The sequence below is a fragment of the Nocardia wallacei genome (assembly GCF_029869545.1).
Taxonomy (GTDB): Bacteria; Actinomycetota; Actinomycetes; order Mycobacteriales; family Mycobacteriaceae; genus Nocardia; species Nocardia wallacei_A.
The window spans coordinates 1-12949 of record NZ_JARWQD010000149.1; the positions used below are offsets into that span (position 1 = coordinate 1).

The following is a 12949-nucleotide window of genomic DNA, read 5'->3' on the forward strand; positions in this document are numbered from 1 at the left end:
CCTGAGCCACCTGCGCGTCGATGACGCGGGCGGACTCCAGCACGCGGGCGATCGCGCCGATCGGGCCGGAGTCGCCGGGTGCCACGACGGCCAGCTTGACCGGGCCGGGCCCCCCCCCCCCCCGCCCCCCCCCCCCCCCCCCCCCCCCCCCCCCGCCCCCCCCCCCGGCGGCCCCCCCGCGATCGATCAGCGGAAATCGGTTGGTAGACCCCGCTGCCTTCGAGATCAGCCGTTACTGGCCACCGACAGGGTCCGGTTGCGCCGCCGTCCCGCCGGTGCGGCGGGGATCCGGGGCAGCTCCGCGGAGTCGAGGGCGGCGTAGTAGACCGCCTCGTAGCCGGCGCCGAGGTGCTCGGTCGAGAAGCGCTCCATGACGCGGCGACGGCACGCGGCCGGGTCGATGTCCCCGGCCTTGGCGATCGCCGCCGGGAGTTCGGCGGGGTCGTCGCAGATGATGCCGGTGACGCCGTCCTCGACGACCTCGGCGACGGCACCGCCGCGCAGGGCCACCACCGGGGTACCGCACACCATGGCCTCGATCATCACGATGCCGAACGGTTCTTCCCAGCGAATCGGGAACAGCAAGCAGCGCGCCTGAGAAAGCAGCAGCTTCTTGGCAACCGCGTCCGCCTCGCCGAATACGATATCGCGATCGGACAGCAAAGGACGTACCGACCGTTCGAAATAAGCCTTTTCCGGCGGCTCGTTCATTTTCGCCGCCAGGACCAGCGGAATATTCGCGGCATGTGCCGCTTCCAATGCCAGATCCGGCCCCTTATAAGAGGCGTAACGGCCCAGGAAGAGTGCGAAATTCTGCTTTTCCGCCTGATACGGGAACTCGCTCGGACGGATCGAGTTGTACACGCGCCCAAGCCAATTCAGCTCGGGCGCCAGGGAGCGCTGCCGGTCGCTGATGGCGACCAGGTGGGTCGTATCGCCCAGCGCTCGATAATATTCGCTCGCGTCGCCGTCGACCGGTCCGTGCACGGTCACCACCGACGGAATGCCCAGCTCCTTGTACATCGGCGCATTCAGCGGTCCCGCGAAAGTGTGATCGTGCACGATGTCTATTCGATCGTGCTGTGCGATCTCGGTGATGATGCGACGCACCTTGAGTGCATTCAGCACCTCGGGGAAGGGATCGCCGAGCCGGTCGGCGAGAATGTCGTCCCAAACTCGCACGAAATTGGCCTTGGTCCCGGAACGGCCCGCACCCAGCAGCGTGACCCGATGTCCGCAGTCGACGAGCGCATCGGCGAGCTGGGCGACGACCGCTTCGACACCGCCGTAGCCGGCCGGTGGCACCTCGAAGTACGGGGGTGCGACCATCACGATGTGCAGCGGCGAACCGGATCCGCGGAGCTGGTGAAGGATCGAATCCGTGGCGGACGGGGTACTGCTCATGGTACTGCCTCCTCGATGGTGTGGAGTTGTAACCGAGTCGTTCCCTGCATCGGCCGCTGTGCTCAAAAAGGCCGCAGCGGCCAGGTATTGATGGCATCCGGGACCGTGGCCGGCGTGCACCGTTCGCACGAATCGAGCTTTGTCCGGCGTCAATCCCACGGGTTCACAGTCACAATCGCGATACTGCGTCAGCCAAAGATCGGCGTCCGCCGCCAGCGACGGCTGTGACGATTCTTTCACGGTCCGTGCTGCAGGCTTCGAGCCTTCTCAGCATTCACCGCACTGCCCTCCGGTCGTTGGGGAATATTCATGTGTCGGCCACCGGGAACCGCCGGCCGTTGTAGGCGGCCGGAATTCCCGTTCGAGACGGCAATCTTGAAATGCTGGTTGATCCTACATCGACGAGACGCCGCTAAGTCAGTAGTTTTTCGGCCGTCTCTGATGCGTGAATTGCCGGTTCCGTGCGGGATTCGCCGACGCGTCGAGCGCTGTCGGATTCGCCGTCGACCGGCAGTGGTGTGATGCGTTGCGTATCCTCATCGAGCTTGGCTCGACGGTTGGCAATATCGAACATGCCGCGCTCCTCATGGTTGCGCTCCGCCAGTTCTGGCGGGCGATGCTCGCGCACGCTATGGCAATTACCCAGTAAATAGTCAATCAAACCGTAATGCAAGTTTTTATTGGCCCCGGTTCCGTACTGGACATCGGATTAGTTTGGGGGAGTGGCAGTTCCGGGCCCAGTACGTACCGTTAGGTTCGTATCGGCGGTGCTGTCATGACCCCTCGGCAGCGCGGCGGGCGCGGGCACGGCGCTTGCCCTCGTGCATGGCCTGCACGCGTGCGACGGGGATGGTGTGCCCCTCCGCGATCAGATCGGCGGGAAGTGCCTGCGGCGCGGGCATCTCGTCCCGCCACGGGTCGCGATCCGCGAGTTGCCCTGCGGCCGTGCGTATCGTGAAATCCCCCGGAGCGATGTTGTCGAGTTCGGACCACGACAGGGGGAACGACACCGGCGTGCCGGGGCGAACGCGCGGGCTGTAGGCCGCGACCACGGTCGCTCCGCCCGCCCGCGTGGAATCGAGGAAGACCTTGCCGCCGCGGTCGTCTCGGATGAACGCGGTGGTGGCGAGGTCGGGGTCGATCCGCTCGGCCCGGGCGGCGATGGCGCGGGTGGCGGCCGCGGCGTCCTCGATCGCCATGCCCGATTCGACCGGAACGAAGACGTGCAGGCCCTTGGCGCCGCTGGTCTTCACCGCGCCCGCCAGTCCGTCGTTGCGCAGCGCCTCGCGGATCAGGCGGGCCGCACGCACGGCCTGCCGGAAGTGCTGACCGGCGGGCGGATCCAGATCGAGTATGAGATGCGTGGGCCCGGCCGAGTGATCGGCGAGCAGGAGCAGCGGGTGGTACTCGATCGCCCGCTGATTGCCGAACCACAGCAGCGTGCGCACGTCGTCGCACAGGGCGTAGGTGACCTCGCGCCGCGAGCTTTCGGCCCACAGGGTCGCCCGTGCCATCCAGTCCGGGGTGTACTTGGGCAGATTCTTCTGCATGAACGGCTCTTGCCCGGGCCGGACCCGCTTCACGGTCAGCGGCCGCCCGCGCAGGTTGCGCACCAGCCGCTCGCCGACGAATTCGAGGTAGTCGACGAGGTCGCGCTTGGTCGCGTCCGCGCCGTCGAACAGCGGCTTGTCGAGATTGGTCAGCGTCACGCCCGCACGTGTTTCCTCGCCGCTCATACCGGCGTCCCGCTGCTCTCGCTCATCGCCCAACCATGCACTGCGCCGGGGAGCCGGTCAACCATTCGGCCGCCGACTCGACCGTGGACCGGGCGGGAGCGTATCCGGCTGTCCGGAGGGCGAATCAGCGACGCGGACTCGAGATCAACGGGTGGCGGACAGCGCGTCGGCCCTCGGCGCCCCGCGCGCGGACCCGGAGACCAGCGAAACGGCCACGGCAACGGCCAGATTGACGACCAGGGCGATCAACCCGCCGTTGACCCCGAACAGCGGATCGTGGCCCAGGGCGTGCAGGACCAGCACGATCGCGGACCCCACCAGCAGCCCGGCCGCGACGCCCCGCGCGGTCAACAGCCGCCAGTACAGCCCGACCAGCACGGCGGGCAGCAACTGCGCGATGCCCTCGTAGGACAGCACCGACAGATCGACCAGCGCGCTGGGATAGATCAGCGCTCCCATCAGCGCGAGCACGCCGACCACCAGGCAGACCAGCTGGGACCGGCCGCGCTGCCCGCGATCGGAGGACCGCCGCGTCCCGCGCAGCCCGCCGCCGAGGATGGTGCGGCCCCACAGCGTCCCGATCGAGACCAGGAACACGCTCATCGGCACGATCGCCGACAGCGCCCCGGCGATCCCGATCACCGCCACCACCGCGGGCGGCAGCGAGTCGGTGACCAGCTCGAACAGGGCCAGGTCCGGATTCGACAGCGCGGGCGCCACGAACAGCGCGGCGGCGCCGATCAGCATCGGAATGCACAGCAGCAGCTGGTACCAGGGCAGCAGGATCGAATTGCGCCGCAGCGGTGTGGGACCGGCGGCCGACAGGTATCCGGCGACCGTGGTCGGGAAGATGCAGATGGTCGCGACATTGAGCAGGATCGTCGAGACGAACCAGGCCGCGCCGAACGTGCCGCCGCCCGCGCCCGGAAAGGTCAGCCACTGCGGTTTCTCCGCCACGAGCCGATCCAGCAGCGCGCCCGGACCGTCGAAGTAGTGCCAGGGCACGTAGATCGCCAGGAACAGCACGGCCAGCACCGCGAGCCCGTCCTTGAGCACGCTCACCCATGCCGACCCACGCAGTCCGGACGCCAGGATGAACGCCTCGGCCACGACGAACGAGACCACCGCCGCGACCTTCAGATCCACCGCACCGTAGGACATCGCGTTGACGACCACGCCCATGCCCTGGATCTGCAACTGCACGTAGGGAATCAGGAAGACCGTGCAGATCACGGCGACGACGATGCCGAGGCGGCGCGAGGAGAAGCGGTGCTCGGCGATGTCGGCGATCGATACCAGGCGGTGGCGGGCGCAATAGGTCCAGATCAGCGGGGCCACGAAGTAGGCGACCACGAGCCCGGTGCTCAGGTACGCGATCAGGTAGAAGATGGGGACGCCGTATTTGTAGGACCATCCGGCGGCGCCGAGGAACGAGAAGCTCGTGTAGGACTCGCCCGCCATGAGCAGCAGCACGAACAACGTGCCCAGCCCGCGCCCGGATATCGACCACTCCGCCATCGACCGCTCCCGGCCCCGGCCGGACAGCACCCCGATCGCGACCGTCGCGGCCATCGCGACGGCGAACAGCGACACCGCGATCGTCGCGGGCGTCACGACCGCTCCCGCGGATCGTCGTCGGCGGGAACGAATTCCGCGGCACCGCTGCGGTAGGCGGGATCGAAGCGGGCCACCAGCGCCACGATCGGCCCGGTCAGGACGGTCACGGCCAGCAGATAGCAGATCAGGAACGGAATTCCGAAGATCCGCGGCTCGATCCGGTCGGCCACGAACGGCGCCAGGCAATACAGCAGCCCGGGCAGCACCAGCACCCACAACACCGGCCCGCGCCGCCGCACCGGAAACGACTGTTCGGGAACATCCGGCGCCGGTTCGCTCACGACTCCGCCCCGCCGCCCGGCCCGGTCATGCGCGGTGCCCTGAGGTCCCTCGTAAGCTCGCCCACGGTGTCGCCTCCCACGGAGTCCGAAGATCAACTCCTACACCTTCGCTCATCCGCCCGCCCCGTCGGGCATCGCCCCCGGCACCCCGCGGCGGGGTCAGGAGTAGCGGGATTCGCAGGTTTGCTGGGTGCCGAGGACGCCCGCGCGGAAGGCGTCGACGCGGGAGAAGCCGCTGGGGACCGTGTTGCCCTCCACGTCGCTGGCGGCGAGGCCGTCGGTGAGCAGGCCCGAGACCGCCTTGTCGAGATCGCCGGGGGACAGGGCGATATCGCCCTGGGCGGGAGAGCGGTTCTCGTCGGCGAGCTTCGCCGTGATCACCCCGGACAGGCAGGCGGCGCGCAGGCCGGTCTTGGCGCCGGTGAGCGCCTGGCGGGCATTGTTCTGCACCGCGAGCGCGTAGCGCGACACGAACACCACGTAGGCGTTGTAGTCGCCGCCGACGCGGGTCGGGAAGCCGTCCTGCTCTTCGGTATTCGCGATACCGCGCTCGGCGAGGGCGGGCACGTCGGTGCCGATGGTATTGGTCGCCGGACAGTAGGTGACCGGGACGGTGTCGGCGCCGTTGCGGCAGTTCAGCTGGGCGCCGCGGTAGTCGTAGGCCGGGGCGTGCGGAACCGGCATGATCGTCGACATCGCCTTGCTCAGCTCGGTGAGACTTTCCTTGGTGATCTGCAGTTCGCCCCGGTTGTCGTCGTTCGGGCCGAAGGACTGCGGCAGATTCTTGCGGCGTTGGTTGACGTCCTTCATATCGATCGCCTTGCAGCCCTTGGGGCCGTCGGTGAAGCCGATCTGCACGGCGGTCACGCGCTCGAATGCCGAACCGTGCACGGCCTCGGGATCATCGGGGTTGGCGTCGCGGATCGCCACCGTCGCGGCCAGCACGTTGTTGAGGCCCTCGGAGGTGTTGATGGTGAAGTGCGGCGCCTTGTCCTCGGCGACGTGGCGCATGAACGCCCCCGCGAAGCAGTCGGCCTGCTGCTCCTTGACCAGCACCGGATCCTTGGGGCCCACCATGCGCGACATGGTCTGGATGGCGTGCCCGTATTCGTGGGCCAGCACCATCACCACCGCCATCTTCCCGAAGCTGTCCTGCATCATCGGCAGCAGCACGCCGCGATCCCAGCCGACCGAGTTGTCGATGCGGCAATAGGCGGCGTTCACCAATCGATAGGTGCTTTCCTTGCAGAACTCGCCCTCCTGGGACTTCGGCGTCTTCGCGCTCCAGGAGTAGAACTTGGAGACGGGGGCGAACTGGCCCTCGAACTCGTTGTGATACTCGCCCTGCCAATAGGTTTGGATGTCTTCGAGGGCGTTGAGGGCCAGCTTGTCGATCTCGCCGTTGTCGCCGCCGATCGCGCTCATCGGGGTGTCGGGGACGCCCTGGCGGGGCCCGCTCGGCCCGTCGGTGGTGGGAAGTCCGGCCACCTTGAACGGATCGTCGTAGATCGACACCGCCCGGCCGCCGGTGGTCATGGTGCACCCGGCGAGCAGCGTGGCTACCAGTGCCCAGACGGCCGACGCCGTGATCACCTGGCGTCTCGCCACATCCACTCCCTCCCCGGAGCCGGTCACATATCGGTCTCGGTCGCCGGTACAGGGTAATAGGGGGCAGCTTCGAGCCCCACCGATGTCCGGGCCATCGAATAGTATCCGGCACATGTCATCACCGGGGGCGCAGAAGATCACCGTGCGCCATGAGGGAACCGATCGTGTCTTCGAAGCCACTCAGCAGATCACCATGGGCCGTGCGCCGGAGGTGACGCTGTTCGTCGACAGTCCGCTGGTTTCCCGTGTGCACGCGACACTCGTTTGGCAGGGTAATACCTGGTTACTCAGCGACAACGAAAGCACCAACGGCGTGTTCGTGGACGCGCAGCGGCTGACGCGGCCGGTGCCCATCGAACGGCCGACGCTGGTCCGGCTGGGCGATGCGGTCAGCGGGCCGCTGCTGCATCTGGTTCCCGATTTCGCGCGCCCGGCACCGCCGCCGCAGCGGTCCGCGCCGTCGCGGGGCCAGACACCGGCCGACGGATACCGCCAGGCGCCGCCCCCGCGGCAACAGCCACCGGCGCAGCATTCCCCGGCGCAGCGCCCGCCGACTCCGCCGCAGCGCCCGAACGCTCCGCAGCGGCCCGGCACCCCGCCCGGGCGCCCGTCCGGTCCCGCCCAGGGCCGCGCCGGTGCGCCGCCGCACCGACCCAACCCCCAACCGCAGCAACCGGTTCCGGCCGCGCCGAATGTCAACATGACCACCAAGGCCGACAGCTCCTCGCTGCCGCCGATGCGCGCCCGCGCGTCCACCGCACCGGTCGCGCGCGCCGACCGCATCCCGGCGAGCGGCCTGACCATCGGCCGCACCAGCGACAACCAGATCGTGGTCAACGACCCGCTGGCCTCGCGCCGGCACGCCCGGCTGGCGAAGGGCGGCGAGGGCCTGCTGCTCGAGGATCTGGGCTCGGCCAACGGCACCTTCGTCAACGGCCGCCGCGAGCAGCGGGTGGTGTTGCGCGAGCGCGACATCGTCACCATCGGCAACGTCGACTTCGTGGTGTCCGAGGGCACGCTGAAGCACCGCCGCAAGCCGGTCGCCGAGCAGGGCTTGCACGTGCACGGCGTCGGGTTCGTCGTCGAGGGCAACAAGCAGCTGCTGATCGATGTGAACATGCAGGCGGGCCGCGGCACCCTGACCGCGCTCATCGGCCCCTCCGGCGCGGGCAAGTCGACGCTGTCGAAACTCGTTGCGGGAACGACACATCCGTCGGCGGGTGTGGTCACCTTCGAGGGCCGCAACCTGCACGCCGAATACGAGGCGATGCGCAGCCGGATCGGCATGGTCCCGCAGGACGACGTGCTGCACCGCCAGCTCACCGTCCGCCAGGCGCTCGGCTTCGCCGCCGAGCTGCGCCTGCCGCCCGACTCCAGCAAGGCCGACCGCCAGCAGGTGATCGACGGTGTGCTGAAGGAACTTTCGCTCACCGAGCACGCCGACACCCGCGTCGACCGGCTGTCCGGCGGTCAGCGCAAGCGCGCCTCGGTGGCGCTGGAACTGCTGACCGGCCCGGCGCTGCTGCTGCTCGACGAGCCCACCTCGGGCCTGGACCCGGCGCTGGACCGCCAGGTGATGACCATGCTGCGCGAACTGGCCGACGCCGGGCGCACCGTCATCGTCGTCACCCACTCGGTGGCCTGCCTGGACATGTGCGATCAGGTGCTGCTGCTGGCGCCCGGCGGCAAGACCGCGTTCTGCGGGCACCCCGCCACCGTCGGCGATTTCCTCGGCACCAGCGACTGGGCGGACATCTTCGCCCGGGTGGCGGCCGATCCGGACGGCGCCTTCGCCAACTACCGGTCGCGCCAGGCCGCCGTCGCGCCGCCTCCGCCGCCGGTCGCGCCGCGCGGAGTGGTGGGGCAGCCACCGAAATCCAGTGGCTGGAAACAGTTCTCGACACTGTCCAGACGCCAGGTGCGGCTGATCCTCGCCGACCGCGGCTATCTGGCGTTCCTGGTGGTACTGCCGTTCGTGCTGGGCGTGCTGTCGCTGGTGGTGCCGGGTGAGAACGGCTTCGCGCCGGGCGTGCCGGTCCCGCTGCCGGACGGCACCTTCATCCTCGACGGCGGCGGGGAGACCCAGCAGCTGCTGGTCGTGCTCATCCTCGGCGCCTGCTTCATGGGGTCGACGCTGACCGTGCGCGATCTGGTCGGCGAGCGGCCGATCTTCTTCCGCGAGCGGGCGGTCGGCCTGCTGCCCTCGGCGTACCTGCTGGCGAAGGTCGCCATCTTCGGCATCGCGGCGCTGCTGCAGGCCGCGGTGCTGGTGGCGATCGTCCTGGCGGGTAAGAATCCGCCGGGTAAGGGGGCGCTGATCCCGTCGGGCAGCGTCGAGCTCTATTTCGATCTGGCGTTCACCGCGGTGGCGTGTGTCGTCATCGGCCTGCTGCTGTCCACGATCGCGAAGTCCAACGAGCAGGTGATGCCGCTGCTGGTCGTGATGATCATGTGCCAGCTGGTGATGGCGGGCGGCATGATCCCGGTGACCGACCGCATCGTGCTGGAGCAGCTGTCCTATCTGTTCCCGTCGCGCTGGGGCTTCGCCTCCGGCGCCGCGACGGTGGACCTGCGCTACCTGTTCGCCAACGCCCAGCCCGATGCGCTGTGGCAGCACAAGCCCGGCTTCTGGGCGCTGGATATCGCCATGCTGCTGGTGATCACGACGGTGCTGTCAATCCTGACCTGGTGGCGGTTGCGGTTGAAGAAGACGGCGGCATGATCGGGCAACACCGCAGGTCAGTGCGGGGATTTGGACCTGCCCCGCGCGTGTCGTCGGCACAGCAGGCACACTTATGCGTGTGACGGCTCGAGTTGGGGCAGTACATCTCGGCTGGGATGTGGTGTCCGTGGCCGCAGGCGGCGGTGGCACACCGATCCGCCCGGTCCAGGTGGAAGGCACATACACGCCGCCCGCGTACCTGCTGGCGGATGCGTCCGGGCGTCTGCACACGGCCGGCGCCGAGCGGCAGCGTCCCGACCTGGGTATCGCCATTTCCGACGTGCGCGACGTGCTGGGCCACCGGCAGATCCGGATCGCGGGTGCGACCTGGCCGGTGGAGCTGGTGTACCGGGCCCGCATGTACAACCCGCTGGCCGCGACGGGCAAGTACCTGCGCGGCAAGCCCGAGGTCGTCGCGCTGCCGTTCCCGGACGACTGGCCGGACGAGAAGATCGACGAATACTGCCGGCTCGTCGAATTGCTGGATGTGGCAACCGAACCGCTGCCGGAGTCGGTGGCGCTGTCGGGATATGTGCGCGCGCTCGGCCTGGTCCGGCCGCCGGAGCCGGGATTCGCCGGTTCGGGTGCCACCGGCGTGTACTCCGACGGCCGGGTGTGCCTGGTGGTCGCCGTGCACGGGGACGACGAGCAGCCCACCGAATCGGTCGGCGTGCCCATCTCGCCCGACGCCATCCGCGACGCCCATTCGGCCGACAACGTCGTGATCGAGGTGATGGCCGCGGCCCGCTCGATCAGCGCCGATACCTCCACGGTGCTGCTCACGGGCAATGTGTGCTTCAACGACGCGCTGCGGCTGGCGTTCCAGAACCATCTCGGTCACCGACTACGCGTGGCCGATCACCCGATGCACGCGCTGGCGCTCGGCGCGGCGCATCTGCTGGTCACCGACAGCGAATACGCCGAGGAGCAGACCTATCCGGACCCGCCCGGGCCGCCGCCGGGTTCCGGTGGGCGCCAAGGGGATCCACGCCCCGCCCCGGGCCGCCCTCCCGCGCCGGGCGAGGGCCCGTCCTATTCCACACAGCGACAGCCACCCGGTGCGGGTGGTGCGCACGGCTCCGCCGAGGAGCCGGGCCGCGCGGCGGGCCGGGAGGGGCATGCGCCCGGTTCCGGTCGTCCGGCGCCCGGTATGTCCGGTGGGGGACGCGGGGCCGATCCGGGGAATTCCCGGCCGGGCCCGGCTCGTCAGATGAGCTCGGCGCCCGGCACATCCGCCGGGGGACAGGAAATGGGTGGGGATCATCCGGGTTCGGGTCGTCGGATGACGTCCGAGTCCGGCTCGCCCACCATGGCCGCTCGCGGCTCGGGGGGCGGGCGGCACAGCCTGCGGACCCCGCAGGCGACCGCCGATACGGTGCGGCACGCGGGCGGGCGCCCGGTCGACCCGGCGCCGCAGCACGGCGGCCCCGGTGCGCAGCCGTCGCGCCGCCAGCCGGAGCCGATGTCGCAGCCGTATGCGAGCCCGCGGTATACGGATTCGCCGCCTCGGGTGGGGCGCCACGCGGCGCGTGAGACCGACGAGGAGCCGACCACGCGGGTGCCCCGCGGACAGGACGGCCTGCCGGACGTCGCCGCGGATACCGGCCGCCGCGGCCCGGCGTCCGACGAGTTGACGACCGTCATGGGGCGGCGGCCGAACGAGAACCGCTCCGATTCCGGCGGCCCCGCGCACGCCGCCCCCGAACACGACGACGAGCATCAGGGCAAGCTGTGGCACAAGGTCAAGGACAACCTGTTCGGCGCGCCGACGATCGTGGGCGCCGTGGCCCTGGCCGCGATGGCGCTGTCTCCCGACGGCGGTGCCGACCACGTGGCGCATCCGGCCGATGAGGTGACCAGCTCCGCCGAGGGACAGGCAGCGCCCGAGGGCATCGGGCCGGTCGCGTATGTGCCGGGCGCGGGAGAGGCTCGGTACGTCGGCTCCACGGCGACGGGCACCAACGCCGTCTCTGGCGCGGCCGCCGCGCACACGGCCGTTCCCGGCGCGGGCGCCGACTTCGACGTCCACTCGGTCGGGGCCTTCGCGACGTCGGACTTCGGTGCCTGGCCCTCGATCGAGCAGGTCGCGGGCGTCCCGCATTCGGCCCCGCTCTGCGCCCTCACACCGACGGTGACCGGGCCCGGGTCCCCGGGCATGGGAGCGACCGCCGATGGGTCGCAATGCCCCCAACTCGGCATCGACAACCTGCAGTACTCGGTCCCCACCCCCCGCGGGGTAATCGACCACGGGCCCCCGATGCACATCTGATCCGTCCCGATTTCTTCGGCGGCGCTGGTCGCTGGTATCGTTGCCTGTTGGCGTGCGGTACGTCGCGAGTAGTTGCGTGGCGTCCCACGGGTCCCGGGTCTCCACTGGCCGCCGGGATCACCCGACCGCTCGCCTGGCCGGCAGAACACCGACGACAGACAGGGAAGCACTGTGCCTACGTACAGCCCGAAGGCGGGTGACGTGACCCGGAAGTGGTACGTCATCGACGCCACTGACGTAGTGCTCGGCCGCCTTGCCGTGCAGGCAGCGAATCTGCTGCGCGGCAAGAACAAGCCGACCTACGCGCCGAACGTCGATGGTGGCGATTTCGTCATCATCATCAACGCCGACAAGATTGCGATCGCCGGCAACAAGGCCGACCGCAAGTTCATCCACACCCACTCCGGCTTCCCGGGCGGTCTGAAGACCCGGTCTGTCCGTCAGGTGATGGAGACCCGCCCCGAGCGTGTCGTGGAGCGTGCCATCAAGGGCATGATCCCGAAGAACAAGCTGGGCAACCAGGTCGCCCGCAAGCTGAAGGTCTACGCCGGCCCGTCGCATCCGCACGCGGCCCAGCAGCCCGTTCCGTTCGAGATCAAGCAGGTGGCCCAGTGACCGCTCCTGAGGAATTCAACGAAGAGTACGTCGAGGAGGCTCCCGCCGAGATCGTCGAGGACGGCGCCGGCTACGAGGAGACCTTCGACGCTCCCGCCGCCCCGGCCCTGATCGACCGCCCGGTGCAGACCGTCGGCCGTCGCAAGGAGGCCGTGGTCCGCGTCCGCCTGGTGCCCGGTTCCGGCAACTTCGTGCTGAACGGCCGCACCATCGAGGACTACTTCCCGAACAAGGTGCACCAGCAGCTGGTGAAGTCCCCGCTGGTCACCGTCGAGCGCACCGAGACCTTCGACGTGCACGCCCGCCTGGTCGGCGGCGGCCCGTCCGGTCAGGCCGGTGCCCTGCGGCTGGCGATCGCCCGCGCGCTGATCGAGGTCACCCCGGACGACCGCCCCGCCCTGAAGCGGGCCGGTTTCCTGACCCGTGACCCGCGCGCCACCGAGCGCAAGAAGTACGGCCTCAAGAAGGCCCGCAAGGCTCCGCAGTACTCGAAGCGCTGATCTCGCACGGCAGACAGACGAGAGCAGGCGCCCCTGTCCGGGCGCCTGCTCTCGTGCTGTATCGGGCGGGGGCCCCCGGAAAGCGCCCCCGCCCCCGCACCCAGCCGCGCGAAATAATATATGGGGGCAGAAAAGGATAGTTTGGCGGGCCGGCCCCCCCCCACCACCCACGGGGGCCACACCCCACAAAAAAACAA

10 protein-coding genes are annotated in these 12949 nt (G+C 69.4%); 4 read left to right on the forward strand and 6 right to left on the reverse strand.

The window, feature by feature from the left end; all coding sequences use genetic code 11:
* Positions 1–225: 225 nt before the first annotated feature.
* The 6 genes from QH290_RS12130 to QH290_RS12155 form a co-directional block, all read right to left on the reverse strand.
* Positions 226–1404, reverse strand: coding sequence for a glycosyltransferase family 4 protein (locus QH290_RS12130; protein WP_280382889.1), 1179 nt, complete (start codon positions 1402–1404; stop codon positions 226–228).
* A 412-nt stretch (positions 1405–1816) separates the two neighbouring features.
* Complete coding sequence (locus QH290_RS12135) at positions 1817–2065, reverse strand: hypothetical protein (RefSeq protein ID WP_280264020.1); 249 nt, start codon at positions 2063–2065, stop codon at positions 1817–1819.
* Between the two features lie 112 nt (positions 2066–2177).
* Positions 2178–3140 (reverse strand): DNA polymerase domain-containing protein, encoded by a 963-nt coding sequence (locus QH290_RS12140; protein WP_280382886.1) that lies wholly within the window; start codon positions 3138–3140, stop codon positions 2178–2180.
* Between the two features lie 144 nt (positions 3141–3284).
* Positions 3285–4754 carry a sodium:solute symporter family protein gene (locus QH290_RS12145; RefSeq protein WP_280264023.1) on the reverse strand — a complete coding sequence of 490 codons (1470 nt, stop codon included), beginning with the start codon at positions 4752–4754 and terminating at the stop codon, positions 3285–3287.
* Positions 4751–5038 carry a DUF3311 domain-containing protein gene (locus tag QH290_RS12150; protein ID WP_280264024.1) on the reverse strand — a complete coding sequence of 96 codons (288 nt, stop codon included), beginning with the start codon at positions 5036–5038 and terminating at the stop codon, positions 4751–4753. The genes QH290_RS12145 and QH290_RS12150 overlap by 4 nt, the downstream gene beginning before the upstream one ends.
* 159 nt (positions 5039–5197) lie before the next feature.
* On the reverse strand, positions 5198–6652 hold the full coding sequence (locus tag QH290_RS12155) for a neutral zinc metallopeptidase (RefSeq protein ID WP_280382887.1): 1455 nt from the start codon (positions 6650–6652) through the stop codon (positions 5198–5200).
* A 106-nt stretch (positions 6653–6758) separates the two neighbouring features.
* On the opposite strand from QH290_RS12155, the gene QH290_RS12160 reads away from it, so the two are divergent.
* From QH290_RS12160 to rpsI, 4 genes are all read left to right on the forward strand, one after another.
* On the forward strand, positions 6759–9368 hold the full coding sequence (locus QH290_RS12160) for an FHA domain-containing protein (protein WP_280264028.1): 2610 nt from the start codon (positions 6759–6761) through the stop codon (positions 9366–9368).
* Between the two features lie 79 nt (positions 9369–9447).
* Positions 9448–11637, forward strand: coding sequence for a hypothetical protein (locus QH290_RS12165; RefSeq protein ID WP_280382888.1), 2190 nt, complete (start codon positions 9448–9450; stop codon positions 11635–11637).
* Between the two features lie 171 nt (positions 11638–11808).
* On the forward strand, positions 11809–12252 hold the full coding sequence (gene rplM / locus QH290_RS12170) for a 50S ribosomal protein L13 (RefSeq protein WP_068014820.1): 444 nt from the start codon (positions 11809–11811) through the stop codon (positions 12250–12252).
* Positions 12249–12752, forward strand: coding sequence for a 30S ribosomal protein S9 (gene rpsI, locus QH290_RS12175; RefSeq protein WP_280264033.1), 504 nt, complete (start codon positions 12249–12251; stop codon positions 12750–12752). The genes rplM and rpsI overlap by 4 nt, the downstream gene beginning before the upstream one ends.
* Positions 12753–12949: the final 197 nt, after the last annotated feature.